We start from the raw sequence: 18,071 nt of genomic DNA, 5'->3' as shown, positions 1-18,071 counted from the left end.
AATAGTGAGGTTAGGCGATGAAAAGCATACGTTTTGAGCGCGACGGGAAGGTCGGGAATATCGTTCTGGCGAATCCGCCGTACAACCGTCTCGATGCACGGTTTGCAGAGTGTCTCCGGCAGGCGGTTCACGAAGCTAGCGAAAGCGACATCCGGGTACTGGTCGTCCGTGCGGAAGGGCCGAATTTCAGTCTCGGTGGCGAAGTGCGCGAATGGCCAGGAAAGGACCTGAACTGGTTTCGCACCTTCGTCGCAGAGGTCAACACTTCGTATCGCGCCATCGAAGCGCTCCGCGTCCCGACGGTGGCGGTGGTGCAGGGTCTGGCTTTCGGCGGCGGCTTTGAACTCGCGTTGAACTGCGACTTCATTGTGGCGTCAACCGACGCCGTGTTCCGGTGCGTCGAGGTCACGACGGCGATGCTTCCCATTGCGGGAGCGCTGCAGCGGCTGGCCGAGCGAGTGGGGCGTAGCAACGCGTCCCGTTTCGCGATGCTGGGTGAAGGGATTCCCGGCAGCGTGGCCCGTGACCTCGGGATTGCAACGCACGTGGCCGAACCCGATGCACTCGAAGGTGTTGCTGCCGAGCTGGTTGCGCAGCTTTCCGACGGTCCGACGCTTTCGTACGCAGCGACGCGCACCTTGCTCAAGGTGTGGTCAAGCGGCGGTATCCCCGGCGCCGATGCCGCCATGCTGGATGTGTGCATGGACCTGTACAACACGGAGGACGCCACGCGAGGTTTCGCCAACACTGCCGAGGCGTTCGATCGCGACGAAGAACCGGGTGAAATGGTTTTTCACGGGAAATAACGCGTTTTCGATGTCGGCCTTTCAGATGCGCCGGCGACATTGCAATCGCTACATAACGCCATACAGCGGAATTTTCGGCGGAAACGCGCAGTAACGATGGAGGAGGGCTTCATGCACACTTTACCCGGTTCCCTTACGCTCGAAGCGCCTGCCGATGGCGTTGCCTACGTACGGGGTTCGACGGACGTTCCGTTGAGCGAGTCTACAGTCGGCCAGTTTCTGAGGGAAACCGCGCGCAGATTTCCTGATCAGCAAGCTGTGGTATTCCGGGAGCAAGGTGTACGGTGGACGTGGAGCGAATTTGATGATCACGTCGATCAGCTTGCCGCTGGGCTTCTGTCGTTGGGCATAGGAAAAGGGGATCGCGTCGGCATCTGGTCTCCCAACCGGTTCGAATGGTTACTCACGCAGTTCGCGACAGCGCGCATCGGTGCTGTGCTGGTCAACATCAATCCCGCCTATCGTGTGTCGGAACTCGAGTACGCGCTGCGGAAAGTGAAATGCAAGGCGCTCGTCACCGCCGAAAGCTTCAAAACATCGAACTACATTTCGATGTTGCTCGACATTGCGCCTGAGCTCGCGTCGCAGCAGCCGGACGAGTTGAAGGTCGAACGTCTGCCGGACCTTCGCACGGTGATCTCCGTGGGTGACTGGCGCGTATCCGGTGTCATGTCGTTTCACACGGTCCTGCAGCGTGGAGAGGGGATGCTTCGGGACGAAGGGCGTGAGGTAATCGAAGCCGTCGAGCAAACACTTTCTTGCCAGGACCCGATCAATATCCAGTTTACGAGCGGCACCACCGGCAGCCCCAAGGGTGCAACGCTGACGCATCGAAACATTGTCAACAACGCACGCTTTGTCGGCATGGCGATGAAGCTGTCTGAAGCCGACTCGCTTTGTATTCCTGTGCCGTTGTACCACTGTTTCGGCATGGTGCTTGGCGTACTGGCGTGCGTGTCGGTTGGCGCTCAGATGGTCTTCCCGGGGGAAGGATTCGACGCCGGCGCGACCCTCGCAGCCGTCTCGGAAGAGCGTTGTACCGCACTTCACGGCGTGCCGACCATGTTTATCGCTGAACTGGGGCACGCCGACTTTGCATCGTTTGATCTGAGCAGTCTGCGCACCGGCATCATGGCCGGATCGCCTTGTCCGGTCGAGACAATGAATCAGGTCGTGACAAAGATGAATATGCGAGAGGTCACCATTGCGTATGGCATGACGGAGACCAGCCCTGTGTCGTTTCAGAGCGGAACCGCGGATCCGCTCGATAAGCGCACGACAACGGTCGGGCGGATTCAACCGCATCTCGAAGTGAAAATCGTTGATTTCGACGGTAAGACTGTATCTGTCGGCGAGACGGGAGAACTCTGCACGCGAGGGTACTCGGTGATGCAGGGATACTGGGAAGACGAAGCAAAGACGCGCGAAAGCATCGTTGACGGATGGATGCATACAGGCGATCTCGCCACGATTGACGCCGATGGATATTGCAACATCGTGGGAAGGCTGAAGGACATGGTGATTCGAGGCGGAGAGAACATCTACCCCCGCGAAGTTGAGGAATACCTCTTCAGGCATCCGAAAATCCAGAATGTGCAGGTGTTCGGCGTGCCAGATGAGAAGAACGGCGAGGAGTTGTGCGCCTGGATCGTGCTTCGAAAAGGCGAGGGTTCGTCTGAGGAGGACATCAGAGACTTTTGCCGAGGGCAGATCGCGCACTATAAGGTGCCCAAATATATTCGCTTCGTGAGCGAACTGCCCATGACGGTTACGGGAAAAGTACAGAAGTTCGCGATGCGTGAGGAGATGATCCGCTATCTCAATCTGACCGAGCACAAGACCGCCTGACAGGTTAGCGAAAACCGGACGGGATCGTAAAAACAGAGACTCGTACACTCGCCTTGAGTTAGTTATCCAAAGTATATGGAAGCGGCGAGGCACGAAGGCATGACAATTGGAGGTGTCGAATGTATGAAATAACCACGGACGTACTCATCGTCGGAACGGGGCCTGCCGGCTCTGCCAGTGCCGCGCTGCTTTCGACGTACGGTATCAACAACATGGTCGTCAACCAGTATCGTTGGCTGGCCAACACGCCGCGAGCGCACATCACGAACCTGCGCACCATGGAGGTCCTGCGTGACCTCGGCCAGCAGGTGGAGCAGGAAGCCTACCTGCACGCGACGGATCAGGATCTGATGGGCGGAACGGTTTTCTGCGAAAGCCTGACCGGTGAGGAGATTGGCCGGGTGCCCAGTTGGGGACTGCATCCGCTCTCAAGAGCGGAACGCCAATTGTCGAGTCCGACGAAGATGAACGATTTGCCGCAGACGTTCATGGAGCCGCTGCTTTTTAAAACGGCTTGCTCGCGAGGCACTGAAGCGCGGATGAGCACGGAATATCTGAGTCATACGCAAACCGACGAGGGTGTTCTCACGCGCTGCCGTGACCGATTGTCGGGCGAGGAGTTTACGGTCAAATCCAAGTACCTGATCGGCGCGGACGGCGGGAACTCCAAGGTCGCAAAAGATGCAGGTCTGCCTTTCGAAGGGCAGATGGGGGTGCGGGGATCGATGAACATCTGGTTCCGTGCGGACCTGTCTGAATTCGTCGCGCATCGCCCGGCAGTGTTGTACCCAATCATGCAACCGGGCGCGGAAGTGGGCGGTATCGGAATGGGCCTGATCCGGATGGTTCGGCCGTGGCACGAGTGGTTGATCGTTTGGGGCTATGACATCAACGAGCCTGCGCCGGTTGTGGACGAGGCAAAGGCCACCACGATCGCACGCCAACTCGTGGGTAAGCCGGATCTCGAGATCGAACTGCTGGGCGCGAATACGTGGACAGTGAACAACATGTACGCGACCCGCATGCAGGAGGGGCGAGTGTTCTGCATGGGCGACGCGACCCACCGGCACCCGCCATCCGGCGGCCTGGGCTCCAACACGTCGATTCAGGACGCGTTCAACATCGCATGGAAGCTCGCGGAAGTCATCAAGGGGCGCGCGGGTGCAGCGCTTCTGGATACCTATTCGGTCGAGCGCGCACCGATCGCCAAGCAGGTCGTCACCCGCGCGAACCAGTCGATTGCCGAATTTGCTCCGCTCTATAGCGCGCTTGGCATCGACAAATCGAATGACGGGGAAGTCCTGCAAGCGAATATGCATGCTCGAAGCGGATCCACGGCGGCCGCCGAAAAACAGCGGGACGAAATTCGGGAAGCATTGGCGTTCAAGCGATATGAACTGGACGCCCAGGGCGTGGAGATGAATCAACGCTACCAATCGAGCGCTGCGGTGACCGATGGGCAAGCCGAACCGGAATTCACGCGTGACCGTGAGCTGTATTACCAGGCGACGACGTGGCCCGGCGCGCGTCTGCCGCATGCCTGGATTTTCGATTCCCGCGGACGGCAGCACTCTACGCTTGACCTCGCAGGACACGGGCGGTTCGTACTGTTCACCGGTCTTGGCGGCGAAGCGTGGGTTGAGGCTGCGTCAAAGGTCGGTGAAGAGCTGGGGTTGAAGATCGACGTACACGTTATTGGTCCGCGTCAGGCCTATGCGGACCACACGGGCGACTGGGCTCGCGTGCGTGAGATCGGCGACAGTGGTTGCGTATTGACCCGCCCGGACCATCATGTTGCCTGGCGTAGCCTTGCGTTGCCTGGTGATCCGGTTGTCGAACTTCGCCGGGCACTGGGGCAAGTGCTCTCGAAGTAAATAGTGGAAACGAGGGTCTCGCCTGGAGAGGCGACCCTCGCCACGAAATGGAGTTTTCAATGAATCAGCAGGAACGTTGGAGAGAGGGCATGAATAGCGGCCTTCCAAAGCGCGTACACGTTGTCGAAGTCGGGCCTAGAGACGGTCTGCAGGCGGAAAGCACGTTCATCCCAACGGACACCAAGATTGAACTGGTCAATCGGCTCGTTGGCGCCGGCGTACAACGAATCGAAGCGGCGTCCTTCGTCTCGCCAAAATGGATTCCGCAAATGGCCGACGGTGCGGAAGTTTTGGCTGGGATCGATCGCGCAGCGGGGGTCTCGTATGCCGCGCTGACACCCAACATGAGAGGGCTCGAGGCCGCGATTGAGAGTAAGGTCGACGAGGTCGTCATTTTCGGCGCCGCGAGCGAAGCGTTTTCCATTCGCAACATCAATTGTTCTGTCGCGGAGTCGCTCGAACGATTTGCGCCGGTTGCGCGTGCGGCGAAAGAGACGGGATTGCGATTGCGCGCCAGCATTTCATGCTCGTTCGGATGCCCGTACCAGGGGGCGGTGAGTGTTGATGCCGTCGTCGATATGGTCAGGCGTTTTCGCGATCTGGGGTGTGACGAAATCGATATCGCCGACACCATCGGGGTGGGTACGGCGCGCCAGGTTCAGCGAGTGGTTGAGGCCGCTTCCAGGGAGTTTCCGTTGGCGAGTCTCGCTGGTCACTTTCACGATACCTATGGACAGGCGTTGGCCAATATCTTCGGCGCCCTTCAGGTTGGAATGACAACGTTCCACGCGTCTGTTGGTGGACTGGGCGGTTGCCCCTATGCCAAAGGCGCCACCGGCAATGTTGCTACCGAAGATCTGCTTTACCTGCTGAACGGTCTCGGCATCGAAACGGGCATTGACCTAGACGCCGTCGTTTCGATTGGCGATTGGGTGAGTCAGCAAATGGGCCGGGAGAATGGCGCACGCGCGGGTAAGGCACTGATGGCGCGCAAGGCACTCAACTGATGTTGTTGTCTCAGCGGAGATCGACCGTTTAGCGCGGGCGTCGGCAAATACCGCGTTGCGGGATGCGGCGCCCTCTAGCGTGATGCAAATGCTCCAAACACGAGCTGCTCGACAGTGCGCCAATATTCTTCGGCCAGCGCCGGATCGGATGGTGATAGATCACTGGTCGCCGAAAATTCCGGACCGAAGCCCGAGAGGGTCGACGTCAGACTAATCAGCATGTAGTGGAAAACAATAGGCTCGACGTTGGGTAACGCGTGTTCCTCCTGGGCGGCGCGGATTTGCGGTAGCAACCAGCCGATTAACGGTTTCAGAAAAGCATCGGCGAGCCATTGCAGCCGCGAGCTGGAACCTAGCGATTCCTGAAGTATGAAACGGTGGAACTCGGGAAACGCTACCGTGAAGCGAAATAGCGCCCTATATGCCAGCTTGAGCCGATCGACTGCGCTAGCCGGACCGAAGCCGGACAGACTTGCATCGCGTTCTTGCCGGACGCGCTCGAATACATATTCGGCCACCGCCTGCCACAGAATTTCTTTGGAACGAAAGTGGTAGGTAACGAGCGGATGTTGCATCCCAATCCGGTCTGCAATGCTACGAATGCTCGCGGCCTCGAAACCCTTCGATGAAAATTCCGTAAGAGCCGCATTCAGGATGGCCGAACGCGTTTCCTGCGCGCGCAACTGTTCAGTACGCTTCAGTTCAACCGGGCGGCGTGCCCGGATATCTCTTGCCTCTGGAAGGGTAGGTGACGCCATGTGCGAATACCTTGCGACACGTTGAAAGGAAACTCGTTCTACAAGCCATCAATGGGTGCGCTACCGTCGAATGCCCGCTGCAGTAAAGCGCGAATTGCTTCGCGTTCTAGCGGACGGGGATTCCAGTAGGCGTTGTTGCAAGCAATGTCGGCGGCCTGGTCGAGTTGCTCTTCGCGCATGCCGATCTCCTTGAGTGCAACGGGCGCACCGTTTGCGCGCGCGAGTTCGTACAGACCTTGCGCCGCGCTGTCGTGGCCGAGCGCCCGTGCGATCCGTTCCATCGCATCCGGCACTGCGCCTGCGTTGTACGCCAGGGCGTGCGGCAGCACGATGGTATGGGTGGGCGCATGCGGCAGATTGAAACTGCCGCCGAGCGTATGACATAGCTTGTGGTGCAATGCCATGCCGACGCTTCCGAGCACGGCGCCGCAAAGCCAGGCGCCATAAAGCGCATCGGCGCGTGCGGATGGGTCGTTCGGCTGTGCGACGATTTTGGGTAAGCTGCGCGCGAGCGCTGCGATGCCTTCTTCGGCCATCAGGCTGGTAAGCGGATTGGCATCGCGTGAATACAGACCTTCTGCCGCGTGTGCGATTGCGTTGATGCCGCTGGTTACGGACATGCTGACCGGCAGCGTCAGGGTCAGGTCCGGATCGTAGACAACCGTCTTCGGTAATACGCGCAGATCGGTGCCGGTCCGTTTCAGGCCCGATTCGGTCAACCCGAAAATGGGCGTCATCTCACTGCCGGCGTAAGTGGTCGGCACGGCGAGAATGGGCAGACCTGTCTCGAGAGCAAGGCCCTTCGCGAGGCCGATTGCGGAGCCGCCGCCCACGGCGATGAGGCAGTCGGCATCCAGCGACGTGGCAACCGTGCGTACCTCCGTGACCAGTTCGACCGGTACGTGCATGGCAGCTCGATCAAAGACACCCGCTGCGAGTACACCCAACTGATCGGCAACCGATACACCCAATGTGCGTTGCTCGTGACTACACAGAACCAGAGCGCGGCGTACTTGCAGCGTGTGCAATTCGCGTTCGATGTGGCTGCGTGAGCCACACCCGAAGACGACACGCGTGCCGCGCCCGTTATAGACGAATTCAGATGGTGACATGGCGGGTTCCGGCGAGAATGTGCCCGTTCATGACCCGCGTGCCGCAGGGTTGAGAACGAAGTCGTAATCGAGCGTATAAAACGGGGTGTCCATCGCCGTGCCGTCCGGCGCAATACCCGGCGAGTGCTCGACCCAGTCGACGATCAACGTCGAGCGCACGCCGAATACGGCGTCCGAGTCGAGATACTTGTCCCCGTTCCTGAACACGTGCGTAATCAACGGCTCGTACCCTGGCGCCGTGATCCAGAAGTGCAGATGGGCTGGGCGCCACGGATGGCGTCCGAGCGCATCGAGCATTCGGCCAACCGGGCCGTCGTGCGGAATGGGATAGGCCTCGGCGAGAATCGAGCGGAAATGAAAGAGCCCGTCTGGCAGCGTCTGCAAACGACCACGCGCTTGAAACTCCACGTTTGGATCCTGCGAGTCTCCGTACTGCACGTCGTAGTACCCGTCTTCATCGGATTGCCAGACTTCGATCGCTGCGCCGGCTACAGGTTCTCCGGAAAGACCCCGAACGCGGCCGGCAACAAAGCAGGGGAGACCCGCCGCACCGTTCGAGATATCGTCACCGTTCCTGTACTCGGGGGCGCCGGCAACAAAGAAGGGGCCAAGAACGGTTGCTTCCGTGCATTCGGCCGGCTTGCGGTTGTTCTGCGTCGTAACCAGCATCGACAAACCGAGCGTGTCGGACAGAAGGACGAACTCCTGGCGTTTTTCGTCCGTGATATGGCCGACCTCGGTGAGGAAGCTGATGGCGTATGCCCATTCACTCTCGCTCAACTTCACGTCTCTTGCGAACGAATGCAAATGCTGGACAAGGCTGGTCATTACCGTGCGCAGCCTGTCGTTGTTACAGCCGGCCATTGCCGCAAGCACCGCCTGGGTGATGGTCTCTTCGTTGATATTACGCATCGTCTTTCCTTGAGCTCCGCGTTGGCAAACCCGTTAGCGCCCAAGCAACCGGGCAGCATTGTCTCCGTAGACCTTGTCCAACTCGATGCCGGGGATCTGGATATTATCGAGCACATTCCCGAACTGCCGGATTGCGCTTGTCGGTGCGAACGGGAAGTCGGTCCCGAAGAGAATGTGATCGGGGTCGGCCACTTGCGTCAGCGCACTGAGAGGCGCGTTGCCGGCGGAAAGCGCTGTGTCGAAGTAGAAAGATCTGACCGCCGCTAACGTGTCGCCCACGCGCTCGGCCACGGCGGGCATCATGGAAATGGAGAGGGCGATGCGAGGGACGAGAAACGGCAGGGTCCCGCCAGCATGCGAGAGAATAAACCGGATGTTCCTGAAGCGGCTCATCGCCCCTGACATGATCAGGCTGGTGGCTGTACGTGTCGTTTCGAAAGGATACTCGAGCACGGACGCCGGAGCGACCGGTGGTATTTCGTGAGGCGGCTGATTGGGGTGAATGAAAACCACGGTCCCGCGCCGGTTCAGTTCTTCCCACAGCGGCGTGAAATGCTCGTCCCCCAGATACAGCCCGTTGTAGTTCGTAAAGGCAATGAAACCGTCCACCTTCAGCACGTCAAGGCAATAGCTGACTTCCTTCAGAGCGGCGTCAACGTCGGGCAGCGGCAAGCTTGCAAATGAGCCGAACCGTCCGGGATGCCGGGCTCTGAGTTCCGCTGCGAGGTCGTTGCATTTTCTCAGCAGTGTGGCCGCATCCGGAAGCGTGGGGCCGGAGGAGATGGACAGGATGCCCTCGTCGATTCCGTTTTCATCCATCATCGCGAGGGCTGCCTCGACGGACCAGGTTGGGGCCACGCCGCCTGGCATCGCCGCATTCAGCAAGTCCAGCCCAACCGCGTCCACGTAGAGCTTCGGCAGGAAATGTTGGTGCGTGTCAATTTTTCTCTTCGGCATGGCCGTTGTCTCCTATGAAGAATTCTTTAGCATCGGGCGGGGGCATTCCCTCCTCGGCTTGGATTCATCTTATACGTTATTTTTTACGTTTGCAAAGTTTAGTGAGCAATGCAATCGCGAGCATGTTTCCGGTTGGATTGATGTGATGTCACATGCGCCGGTGCGGCCTGAACGGGGTTTCAACGTTTCATCAGGCGCAATGATGCGTTGCAATTCAGGAGATGCACGCGTGAAGGTTGCGGCCATACTATCGACTCGCGAATCAACCCATTGCGGGTTTCGTTGGGCCGATGTCGATCAGGAAGCCAAAATGATGAAGAGGGCGACGTGAAGAAGATCGGCTCCGCTGGCGCCACCTGTGCACTGCACAGTCACCGCTGCGCGCCGACCTTGATTGATGCCGTTGTTTCGTTTCCGGTATCACGCCAAAGACCGGATGCTCAGACGCCCGTGCTATCCCACCGCGGGGCAAGACCGGGCGGATCGACAATCCGGCTGTTTGCCGTCGCCAATGCGTGAATTGCGGCCATGTCCGCGTCATCTAACTCGAAGTCGAACACCGCCAGGTTTTGTGCCAATCGATCGATCCGCGTGGTTCTCGAAAGCGCCACAACGCCGCGCTGTTGAACAAGCCACCGCAAGACGATCTGGGCGATGGTTTTGTCATGACGAGCGGCGATCTCCTTGAGCGTTGGGTCCGAGAACACTCGGCCAACCGCCATGCCGCAATATCCTGTCACGGCAAGCCCGGTCTCGCGCGTGCTTTCGATAAGCAAGGACTGGTTCAGATACGGATGGTATTCGAACTGATTCGTGACCAATGGCGCTGCTGAGAGCCGGATCGCTTCCGCCATCTGTGCGCGGTTGAAGTTGCTGACGCCAATGTGCCGGACCTTGCCGGCACGCACGACCGCATTGAGCTCCCCGATCTGTTCGGCGAGAGGCACATCCGATCCTCCCGGCCAGTGCAGCAGGAGCAGGTCGATGTAGTCGGTCTTGAGCTTGCGTAGGCTTTCGTTGACGGACGCATCGAAGTGCCTTGCTGAGTAGTTGCTCACCCAGACCTTGGTCGTCAGAAATATGTCGCTTCTTGGGATGCCGGATGCGGCGACGCAGTCGCCGATTTCTGCCTCGTTACGGTAGATTTGCCCGGTGTCGATATGACGGAAGCCGGCACGAAGGGCTTCAGGAATCATTCGATAGATGTCGTCGCCAGTCATCCCGTAGGTGCCGAAGCCTATGGCCGGAATCGCCGCGTTACCGGCATGGACGTTCTGCATGCTATTCCTCATAGACTAGGTGCAAAGGCGGCGGTCTTGGACAAAACCGCCCCTCGGCGTGTGATCTCGTGAAAGGAAAGGTACGTGATTCCATGCCCTGAAAGAAGCCTATACATTTCGATGCAACCTATCGTTAGAGGCGATATACATACGGCAGTTGCACCGCTAGAAGTTGTGCTGAATACCAATCGAGACGCCGGTGGTGGACCGGCCGGATGCCACGCCTGCGGCCGCGAGCGAAGCGAAGCCATTGGCGCCTGACGCGTGTTGGTAAGTCACCTGCTGGTAGACGGTAGTTCGTTTCGACAGGAGGTAAGCATTCGAGACGGTAATGGTCTTCCAGTTTCCGCCGTCGAGATTTTCCACCCATCCGCCGACCGAGAGGACATCGTCGGGCACGATGGTCCAGTTCGCACCGGCATCGACGGTGTTGGCGTTACCGCGGCCAGTCGCCAATGTGATGCGCGACTGCGTAAACGTGGCGTGTAGCAGCACATTTTTCAACTGATACGATGCGCCGAGCCCCCAATTGACGAGCTTGTTGGCGACAACGCCTTCGGCCTGAGGCAGTGACGTTCCAAAGAGCGACGGCAGACCGATAAAACTGGAAAGCTCCAGAAAGCGGTTGTTCTCGTTCGCATACGTGGCGGCCAGACTCAGCGGCCCTGCCTTGTACTGGACAAAGAAAGAGTAGTCTCTGCTCTCGCTGAAATTGCCGGCCACATTGCCAAAGGCAAATTCCGCCCCCGAGGAGAACCCGCCAATGGTCGGACTCACATATTTCACTGCATTGTTGAACTGGAAGAAGTTGGCAATTTCATCCAGATTGCCTTGATGAAGCGTGAGAATGTTGCCGAGGAGGAAGGGCGTTTGATAGCTGGACAGAATGTCGTACATGAAGCTGGGTTGGTGACCGAGCGTCAACGTCCCATAGCTGTCCGATTGCAGTCCAACATACGACTTTCTGTTGAATAAGGTCCCAGGAACCAGTTCCCGGCCATTGTTTAGCAGGTACTCGTTCTGAAGATCGAAGATGGTGCGCAGCCCGCCGCCGAGATCTTCAACGCCCTTCAAGCCGAAAATGTCGGGTGCGTGCGTGTTTCCCTCCTGGATTAGCGCGTGTCCTCCGACGTTGCTGATGTACTGCACTGCCGTGTCCGCAATTCCATATAAGGTAACGCTGGATTGCGCGTTGGCGGCACTGATCACAGAAAGTGCGGCAATCGCACCTGCCATCGTACGTCCATAAATTGCCATGCCTTGTCTCCGAACCGGTTGTTGCTCTTCCGAAGAAGTTATTTGAATAAAGGGGAGCGTATGAAATATGTACTACTGATGAAATGAGATGCTAAAGAGTCAAACGTTTTGTTCCGACTGCTCGCTTGGCTCCGATCGCCTTAACTTGCTGGTGTTGCGTTCAACAATAATGAATGACATAATCTATGTTGAACACTATAGAAGCCACGCCTAAGGCGTGTCAACATGACGGCCGTCCGTGGAAACCCGGGGCGGCGATTTTTTATCACTTCCATACGGTTGAAAAATGACCAATGTGACTGCGAGGCGCGGCATTCAGTCTGTCGAGATTGCGTTTCGAATCCTTTCGGCGTTGCAGACGAGTGAGCGAGCACTCCCGCTCAAGGAAATTGCTGCGCTATCCGAACTGTCGCCAAGCGCGACGAGCAACTACATGATTAGTCTGGTGCGAACCGGGCTTGCGTCGCCGGACGAAAAACCGGGGTGCTACAAGCTCGGGCCGGCCTCGCTTGCTTTGGGTATGAGCGCGATCAATCAACTTGACGGATTCGATATCGTGCGTCGGGAGGTGGTCGCTTTGCGGGAAGCAACGCTGAGCGGCGCGGCTGTCACCGCATGGACCGAAGATGGACCGGTGAGTCTCTTCAAGCAGGAGGGGCAGACGCGCAGCATTCTCGAGCTGAGAACAGGCCTGATTCCGCTGGTCACGACTGCTGCGGGAAAGCTGTTCATTGCCTGCCTTCAGGCTGCACGTACCGACGATCTCATCAGCCACGAACTGTCTGCGGGACAGGAATTGACTGCGGCTTCCTTGCGGGAAGAAGCGATCGCTGAATTGCGCAACTGTGGCTTCACAACGGTTCATCGCGGGGAAATGGGTTACGTGTCTGTCGCGGCCCCTATCTGGGACAGGGACGGCGATCTCCGATTTGCCATCAGTCTCATCGGATCGCCTGCAACGCTGAACACGGACGTTGACGGTAAAGAGATCAAGGCGCTACTCGATAGCGCGGTTCGCGCTACGGCTGCACTGGGCGGCAAGGTCCCCAAGAAAATCGGGTAGAAGCCCCTCAGTCTGTCCCGGCTTCCGCCGCTGCCAACACAATGGAATTGAACGCCTCCGGCGCTTCAATCTTCGGCATATGGCCAATTCCATCGAGCACGAGGAGTGTCGAACCATTGGCCGCCTCGTGAATCGGCCGCGCATGCTCGTCAGCCGGGGCGACGCGGTCCAGGCTGCCGACAATGATGGAGATCGGCGCCTCGATCGAACGGACAATGGATGGTGTATGCGCAGAGAAGAGCATGTCTACGGCGTGTTCCCAGCCGGTCGGGGTCACCCCGTCTCTTAGCCGGGATACGACCGCGCGAACCAGGGGGCTTGCGTTCGGCGCGATCAGCGCATTGACCACGGCGGCGCGTGCCTCGGGCGATTGTGCCGCCGCGCTTCGCATCAGAACTTCTCGTGCCGCCTCGCGCTCCGCACCGGATAGATGTCCTCGCGCAACATTGGGTGCGCTCAATACAAGGGCGTGCGTAGCCGACGGGTACCGTGCCGCAAACGTTGCGGCGATGACGCTACCCCACGAACTGCCTACGACGGTTGCACGCGCTATACCGAGCGCAGACAGCAAGGCCATGAGCGCATCCGCGTAATCCGTGGCGGCCGGCGTGCTGATCGCAAAGGGGCTGCTTTGTCCATAGCCAGGGGCGTCCCAGGCAATCACCCGATGGCTGCTGCTCAGTGCGGCAAGCTGAGCGCGATATCCCGCCGAGCTCGAACCAATACCATGCAGCAGCACGATGGCCGGCGCGCGCTCGTCGCCAGCAGTGCGATACGTGATGACCCGCTTGTCGCCGAGTGTGGGGAGATTCACTCGTGCCTGTTCGACAGCGGGCAGCGAGGATTCGAGTAGGTGGCTATCTGTTTCAGTCATGGTTGAAGTCTGGCCTATATGTCAGTCGCTTTAACTTGGGCGAATGCCAACTCACGCTTCTCGCAATGCAGCGGAGATCTCATACGCGGCGGCTTTGAGGGCTTCTGCGCAATGGCCGTCGGCCGCGGCATCGAAATGCTCGGCTGGGCCTATCGCCGTCAGTGCCAGCACGGCCATTCCACTCGGGGAAAGAATGGGCACGCTGATGGCGTTGGCGAGCATACGGTCGTCGTAGAACGGAGCGGGGCGCCTCGTCGCAACCTGCGAGACCCTGACGGATTCAAGTACGCTTACGAGCGATTCCGCAGTGGGGAGCACTTCGCCAGACGCTTGCCGTGCGTTGTCACGCAGTTCCGCTGGCACAAATCGATCGACGGCTTCGGGCGGAAGGAACGCCGCCAGCGCCAGGCCCGAAGCGGAAGAAGTCACCGGCAATACAAGCCCAAGCGGCAGATCGGCGGCCACAGGCGTGGTTGCGGCTTGCCATGCGATCACCGTGGGACCGTGATTGCCCCACGCTACGAGTGCAAGTGTCTTGTCGAGCGTATGTGCGAGCCGCAACATCGCGCGGCTGGCCAGTCGGACAGCATGTGGTTGCGATTTCATCGTGCCCGCAGTTCCGACCGGCGCGCGGCCGAGGTCGTGTGGGTCAGCAACCAGATACTGTCCACCGCCGAATACCAGCGGCCGACGCGTGCTCTGGCGTATGCATTCCACCGACCCGACAAAAATCACGTGGTCGCCGCCCGGAAAGCGCGAGACCACCTTGCACTCCAGCCATGCGCTGCAATCGCGCAGTAGCGGCAGTCCGTCGACCCCAAGGTCATAGTCGATGCCGGCGAATTTGTCCGGCGACCGGGTCGCAAAGTGATTGGCGAGCTCGTATTGATGTTCAGCGAGGATGTTGATAGTGAATCGCCCGGCATCCCTGAACGCGGTGTGGCTTCCCGCAGAGGTCGCCTGGCTCCACAGGACGAGAGGCGGATCCAGCGAGACCGAGGAAAACGAATTGGCGGTAAGGCCATGCATTTTCCCCTCGCCATCGAGCGTGGTGACCACGGTGACGCCGGTGACGAAGGACCCGAGCACGTCTCTCAACTGACGCTTTCCGAACGTCCTGACGGCAGGACGCTCCTCGTCTAACGAAATGCTTCCGCTCATGACAGAACCTTTTGCGACTCGCTGAACGCCGGCATGACGGACTCGTGAAACAGGCCGATCGATGTCTTCGCTTCGGAGACGGACATGTCTCCGAACGTGAATGTTCCGATGAGGTAGTTGAATGCCCCTTCGTGTGCCTGCTCCAGCAGCTTTTCGCGCACGGTCTCCGGTCGGCCCACAACGGCCAGACCCGATTCCACGAGCGGCTCGATCGTCGGCGGAAGCTTCTGGTTGACCGGTTCCGTCCCGTGCTTTTTCCAGAGCTTGAAAAAGTTCGGATGGAAAACCGACCATGCTCGCGAAGCGATTTTCATCGCCTCCTGGTCCGTTTCAGCGACCACGATGTAGCGATTCACACCGATGAGCGGCTCCGCGGCGGACGGGTGCCGCCTGGCGAATTCTTCGCGATATCGATCGGTGATGGCTCTGACTCGCTGAACCGGGCCGCCACACACGATGTTCATCTTCTCCTGGGCCGGCCATACCGTCGACTCCGGCGATGCCAGCGCGTACCAGGTGGGAGGAGGCGTCTGCAGCGGTTTGAGTTCGATCGGCATGTCGTTGAATTGCCAGAACGTTCCCTGATAGTCGAGCGTATCCGAACTCAAATACCGCTTGATGATTTCATACGACTCGACGTACCTCGCCTGGGCCGTGGCCGGATCGATACCGAGCGCCTCGATTTCGTGAGGCGAGGCGCCGCGGCCCACGCCATACTCCAGGCGGCCGCCGCTCAGATTGTCGAGCATGCAGATTTCTTCAGCGAGACGGACCGGGTGGTGGATCGGGAGAATGTAGACGAGCGGTGACAGGCGCAGTCTCTTGGTGCGCTGTGCGGCAGCGGCAAGAAACACGCTTTGCGACGGGCAAGCGCTTAGCGTGGTCGCGTGGTGTTCCGACATGTGATAGGCATGGAAGCCGAGCCTGTCGTAAAGCTCGATAATCTGCATCCTGTCTTCGTACTGCTTATGAATAGGCAGTCCATTGCGATCGTTCTGGTCGAATATACCGAATTTCATGATTTTTCCAGTAAGTGCGAAGTGTGTGATCTTCTGACTTAACGGGTCGAAGATTTGCTGAATACCTGAAAGATGTTCTCTTCCGGATCCTGGTAGGTGGTTACGATGCCGTGTGTGCCCATGTCGCGCTGCGCGAGTTGCCGGCCGCCTGCGGACAGGATCTTCTGCCGGACCTCGTCCTGTGCCTCACCGGCGACCTGGAAGACGGGGACGGCCCCAACGGCTCCCTCTGCCGCTTCCTCCGCCGAACTCAGTGCAAACGCGCTGCGCTGCAGACGAAATTGAGTCCACTTGTTCTCGTCGCGAAACTGGACAGGCATCCCCAGCGCCGACGCATAGAAATCTTCCAGCCTGACCATATCCTTCGCGACGAAGTAGATGGTTTGTACGTCAACTTCTGCCATGGCGGCACTCCGGTAAATGGTTGTAGCGGGATTGATGTGACCTCGTTGTCAAGGCGTATCACGCTGTGTGCTGTTCTTCCAGTCCGAGTTCTTCACTCATGATTTGCCGAATCACGTACTTCTGGATTTTTCCCGTCACGGTGGTCGGAAACGAGTCGACAAAGCGGATGTATTTGGGCACCTTGTAATGCGCTATCCGGCCCTTGCAAAATTCGCGGACTGCTTCGTCGTCGAGAACCGACTCCGGCCTGACGACGATCCACGCGCAGAGTTCTTCGCCGAAGTGCTGGTCCGGTACGCCGACCACCTGCACATCAAGCACGCCCGGGCAGGAATACAGAAACTCTTCAATCTCGCGGGGATAAAGGCTTTCACCGCCGCGGATGACCATATCCTTGATGCGCCCGACGATGTTGACGTAGCCATCCGGATCCATCGTGGCGAGATCGCCCGAATGCACCCAGCCTTCGGCGTCGATTGCGTCGCGCGTCCGATCGGGTTGGTTCCAGTAGCCGAGCATGACCGAGTAGCCGCGGGTGCAGAGTTCGCCGGTCTGGCCGCGCTCCACAGTCTGGCCGGTGAGCGGGTCGATAATCTTTACGTCGAGGTGAGGCAACACCTGGCCTACCGTGGATACCCGCCGCTCGACTGGCGTATCCGTCATGCTTTGGCAGCTCACAGGGCTCGTTTCCGTCATGCCGTATGCGATCGTGATCTCGGGCAAATGCATTTCGCCGACAACCCGCTTCATGATCTCGATAGGGCAAGGCGAACCAGCCATGATGCCGGTGCGTAGACTGCTCATATCGAACTCTGCAAAGCGCGGGTGATTGAGGGCCGCAATGAACATGGTCGGTACGCCGTACAGCGCCGTGCATTTTTCTGCCTGGACGGTGTCCAGAACGGCTTCAGCGTCGAAGCGCTCGGCGGGGTAGACGATCGTCGAGCCATGGGTCAGGCAAGCCAGATTCCCCATCACCATGCCGAAGCAGTGGTACATCGGAACCGGAACGCAGACTCGATCCACGTGAGTGAGCTTCATGCACTCGCCCACGAAGAAGCCGTTGTTCAGGATGTTGCGATGACTCAGCGTAGCGGCCTTGGGAAGCCCTGTTGTCCCGCTGGTGAACTGGATGTTGACGGCATCGTCCGGGCGCACGGCGCGGCGTACGTCCTGAAGCTTTGCGCTGTTTGCATCGCCGGAGCGGAGCAGGTCGGAGAAGCGTTGCGCGCCGGCTTCATCCGGACAGTCCGCATCGTCGATCCACCAGATCGTCTCAAGGCTCGGAAGCCGGGCCTTTCCCAGCTCCCGCAACATGTTCAGATACTCGCTCGACCGGTATCGGACCATCGTCACGATGGCTTTGCACCCCACGAGGTTAAGCGCATGCTCCAGCTCAGAGGTCCGATAGGCCGGGTTGATGTTGACGAGTATCAACCCGGCCTTCGCCGTGGCCAACTGCAGTAGCAGCCAGGCGAGGTTCGTGTGGGACCAGATTCCGATCCGCTCGCCCGGCTTGAGTCCGGACTCGAGAAGCGCGGCCGCAAGCCGATCCGACTTTTCGCGAAGTTCGCCGTAGCTTAGCTGCACTCCTTCATGCCGGCTGATTACCGCGACGTGCTCACCCATCTTGCTGGCGATCTCGTCAAATGAATCGCCAATGGTTTTGTCGATCAGCTGTGGGGAACGTGTTCCGCGCTGATATGAAAGTGTGTTCATCGGACTCTTCCGTGCAATG

General features: G+C 59.0%; 17 protein-coding genes. 6 read left to right on the top strand and 11 right to left on the bottom strand.

Annotated features, from left to right (window positions below):
• Positions 1-17: 17 nt before the first annotated feature.
• The 4 genes from M0D66_RS17520 (at position 18) to M0D66_RS17505 (ending at position 5,535) form a co-directional block, all read left to right on the top strand.
• Positions 18-806 (top strand): enoyl-CoA hydratase/isomerase family protein, encoded by a 789-nt coding sequence (locus M0D66_RS17520; protein WP_211705464.1) that lies wholly within the window; start codon positions 18-20, stop codon positions 804-806.
• 111 nt (positions 807-917) lie between these two features.
• Positions 918-2,654, top strand: a complete 1,737-nt coding sequence (locus tag M0D66_RS17515) for an AMP-binding protein (RefSeq protein WP_266211080.1) — start codon at positions 918-920, stop codon at positions 2,652-2,654.
• A 119-nt stretch (positions 2,655-2,773) separates the two neighbouring features.
• Complete coding sequence (locus tag M0D66_RS17510) at positions 2,774-4,528, top strand: FAD-dependent monooxygenase (RefSeq protein WP_211705462.1); 1,755 nt, start codon at positions 2,774-2,776, stop codon at positions 4,526-4,528.
• A gap of 89 nt (positions 4,529-4,617) precedes the next feature.
• Positions 4,618-5,535, top strand: coding sequence for a hydroxymethylglutaryl-CoA lyase (locus M0D66_RS17505; RefSeq protein WP_211705460.1), 918 nt, complete (start codon positions 4,618-4,620; stop codon positions 5,533-5,535).
• A gap of 74 nt (positions 5,536-5,609) precedes the next feature.
• Here M0D66_RS17505 and M0D66_RS17500 read toward each other — a convergent pair whose 3' ends face one another.
• Genes M0D66_RS17500 through M0D66_RS17485 form a run of 4 tightly spaced genes read right to left on the bottom strand, consistent with a single transcriptional unit; the run spans position 5,610 to position 9,274 of the window.
• The gene (locus M0D66_RS17500; RefSeq protein WP_093640028.1) at positions 5,610-6,293 is read right to left on the bottom strand and encodes a TetR/AcrR family transcriptional regulator; all 684 of its coding nucleotides are present in this window, start codon (positions 6,291-6,293) and stop codon (positions 5,610-5,612) included.
• A 38-nt stretch (positions 6,294-6,331) separates the two neighbouring features.
• Positions 6,332-7,405 (bottom strand): maleylacetate reductase, encoded by a 1,074-nt coding sequence (locus tag M0D66_RS17495; RefSeq protein ID WP_211705458.1) that lies wholly within the window; start codon positions 7,403-7,405, stop codon positions 6,332-6,334.
• A gap of 27 nt (positions 7,406-7,432) precedes the next feature.
• Positions 7,433-8,317, bottom strand: coding sequence for an intradiol ring-cleavage dioxygenase (locus M0D66_RS17490; RefSeq protein WP_266211078.1), 885 nt, complete (start codon positions 8,315-8,317; stop codon positions 7,433-7,435).
• A 33-nt stretch (positions 8,318-8,350) separates the two neighbouring features.
• The gene (locus tag M0D66_RS17485) at positions 8,351-9,274 is read right to left on the bottom strand and encodes an amidohydrolase family protein (RefSeq protein ID WP_211705456.1); all 924 of its coding nucleotides are present in this window, start codon (positions 9,272-9,274) and stop codon (positions 8,351-8,353) included.
• On the opposite strand from M0D66_RS17485, the gene M0D66_RS17480 reads away from it, so the two are divergent.
• Positions 9,252-9,605 carry a hypothetical protein gene (locus M0D66_RS17480; RefSeq protein ID WP_211705455.1) on the top strand — a complete coding sequence of 118 codons (354 nt, stop codon included), beginning with the start codon at positions 9,252-9,254 and terminating at the stop codon, positions 9,603-9,605. The genes M0D66_RS17485 and M0D66_RS17480 overlap by 23 nt on opposite strands.
• Positions 9,606-9,714: 109 nt before the next feature.
• Here the strand turns inward: M0D66_RS17480 and M0D66_RS17475 are convergent, their stop codons facing one another.
• Together M0D66_RS17475 and M0D66_RS17470 are read right to left on the bottom strand one after the other, a co-directional pair.
• Positions 9,715-10,554, bottom strand: a complete 840-nt coding sequence (locus M0D66_RS17475) for an aldo/keto reductase (RefSeq protein ID WP_266211077.1) — start codon at positions 10,552-10,554, stop codon at positions 9,715-9,717.
• 165 nt (positions 10,555-10,719) lie between these two features.
• Complete coding sequence (locus tag M0D66_RS17470; protein ID WP_211705452.1) at positions 10,720-11,811, bottom strand: porin; 1,092 nt, start codon at positions 11,809-11,811, stop codon at positions 10,720-10,722.
• Positions 11,812-12,097: 286 nt separating this feature from the next.
• On the opposite strand from M0D66_RS17470, the gene M0D66_RS17465 reads away from it, so the two are divergent.
• The gene (locus tag M0D66_RS17465) at positions 12,098-12,874 is read left to right on the top strand and encodes an IclR family transcriptional regulator (RefSeq protein ID WP_200619081.1); all 777 of its coding nucleotides are present in this window, start codon (positions 12,098-12,100) and stop codon (positions 12,872-12,874) included.
• Between the two features lie 7 nt (positions 12,875-12,881).
• Here M0D66_RS17465 and M0D66_RS17460 read toward each other — a convergent pair whose 3' ends face one another.
• Genes M0D66_RS17460 through M0D66_RS17440 form a run of 5 tightly spaced genes read right to left on the bottom strand, consistent with a single transcriptional unit; the run spans position 12,882 to position 18,052 of the window.
• Positions 12,882-13,748 carry an alpha/beta fold hydrolase gene (locus M0D66_RS17460; protein ID WP_093640008.1) on the bottom strand — a complete coding sequence of 289 codons (867 nt, stop codon included), beginning with the start codon at positions 13,746-13,748 and terminating at the stop codon, positions 12,882-12,884.
• Between the two features lie 51 nt (positions 13,749-13,799).
• Entirely contained in the window at positions 13,800-14,909 is a 1,110-nt protein-coding gene (locus M0D66_RS17455) for a flavin reductase (RefSeq protein WP_211705450.1), read from the bottom strand.
• Positions 14,906-15,928, bottom strand: coding sequence for an LLM class flavin-dependent oxidoreductase (locus M0D66_RS17450; protein ID WP_200619084.1), 1,023 nt, complete (start codon positions 15,926-15,928; stop codon positions 14,906-14,908). The genes M0D66_RS17455 and M0D66_RS17450 overlap by 4 nt, the downstream gene beginning before the upstream one ends.
• A 38-nt stretch (positions 15,929-15,966) precedes the next feature.
• The gene (locus tag M0D66_RS17445; protein WP_093639997.1) at positions 15,967-16,332 is read right to left on the bottom strand and encodes a VOC family protein; all 366 of its coding nucleotides are present in this window, start codon (positions 16,330-16,332) and stop codon (positions 15,967-15,969) included.
• 58 nt (positions 16,333-16,390) lie between these two features.
• A complete protein-coding gene (locus M0D66_RS17440) occupies positions 16,391-18,052 on the bottom strand; it encodes an AMP-binding protein (RefSeq protein ID WP_266211097.1) in 1,662 nt (553 codons plus the stop codon).
• Between the last annotated feature and the right edge of the window lie 19 nt (positions 18,053-18,071).

This window comes from Paraburkholderia sp. SECH2 (genome assembly GCF_030464795.1).
GTDB lineage: Bacteria > Pseudomonadota > Gammaproteobacteria > Burkholderiales > Burkholderiaceae > Paraburkholderia > Paraburkholderia aspalathi.
The sequence above is the reverse complement of the archived record's forward strand: the minus strand, read 5'-3'. Positions and strand labels throughout refer to the sequence as shown.

Excerpts from the sequence above, each read along its gene's own strand:
- M0D66_RS17520 (WP_211705464.1), top strand. The coding sequence starts at position 18 with ATGAAAAGCATACGTTTTGAGCGCGACGGGAAGGTCGGGAATATCGTT.
- M0D66_RS17515 (WP_266211080.1), top strand. The coding sequence starts at position 918 with ATGCACACTTTACCCGGTTCCCTTACGCTCGAAGCGCCTGCCGATGGC.
- M0D66_RS17510 (WP_211705462.1), top strand. The coding sequence starts at position 2,774 with ATGTATGAAATAACCACGGACGTACTCATCGTCGGAACGGGGCCTGCC.
- M0D66_RS17505 (WP_211705460.1), top strand. The coding sequence starts at position 4,618 with ATGAATAGCGGCCTTCCAAAGCGCGTACACGTTGTCGAAGTCGGGCCT.
- M0D66_RS17500 (WP_093640028.1), bottom strand. The coding sequence starts at position 6,293 with ATGGCGTCACCTACCCTTCCAGAGGCAAGAGATATCCGGGCACGCCGC.
- M0D66_RS17495 (WP_211705458.1), bottom strand. The coding sequence starts at position 7,405 with ATGTCACCATCTGAATTCGTCTATAACGGGCGCGGCACGCGTGTCGTC.
- M0D66_RS17490 (WP_266211078.1), bottom strand. The coding sequence starts at position 8,317 with ATGCGTAATATCAACGAAGAGACCATCACCCAGGCGGTGCTTGCGGCA.
- M0D66_RS17485 (WP_211705456.1), bottom strand. The coding sequence starts at position 9,274 with ATGCCGAAGAGAAAAATTGACACGCACCAACATTTCCTGCCGAAGCTC.
- M0D66_RS17475 (WP_266211077.1), bottom strand. The coding sequence starts at position 10,554 with ATGCAGAACGTCCATGCCGGTAACGCGGCGATTCCGGCCATAGGCTTC.
- M0D66_RS17470 (WP_211705452.1), bottom strand. The coding sequence starts at position 11,811 with ATGGCAATTTATGGACGTACGATGGCAGGTGCGATTGCCGCACTTTCT.
- M0D66_RS17465 (WP_200619081.1), top strand. The coding sequence starts at position 12,098 with ATGACCAATGTGACTGCGAGGCGCGGCATTCAGTCTGTCGAGATTGCG.
- M0D66_RS17460 (WP_093640008.1), bottom strand. The coding sequence starts at position 13,748 with ATGACTGAAACAGATAGCCACCTACTCGAATCCTCGCTGCCCGCTGTC.
- M0D66_RS17455 (WP_211705450.1), bottom strand. The coding sequence starts at position 14,909 with ATGAGCGGAAGCATTTCGTTAGACGAGGAGCGTCCTGCCGTCAGGACG.
- M0D66_RS17450 (WP_200619084.1), bottom strand. The coding sequence starts at position 15,928 with ATGAAATTCGGTATATTCGACCAGAACGATCGCAATGGACTGCCTATT.
- M0D66_RS17445 (WP_093639997.1), bottom strand. The coding sequence starts at position 16,332 with ATGGCAGAAGTTGACGTACAAACCATCTACTTCGTCGCGAAGGATATG.
- M0D66_RS17440 (WP_266211097.1), bottom strand. The coding sequence starts at position 18,052 with ATGAACACACTTTCATATCAGCGCGGAACACGTTCCCCACAGCTGATC.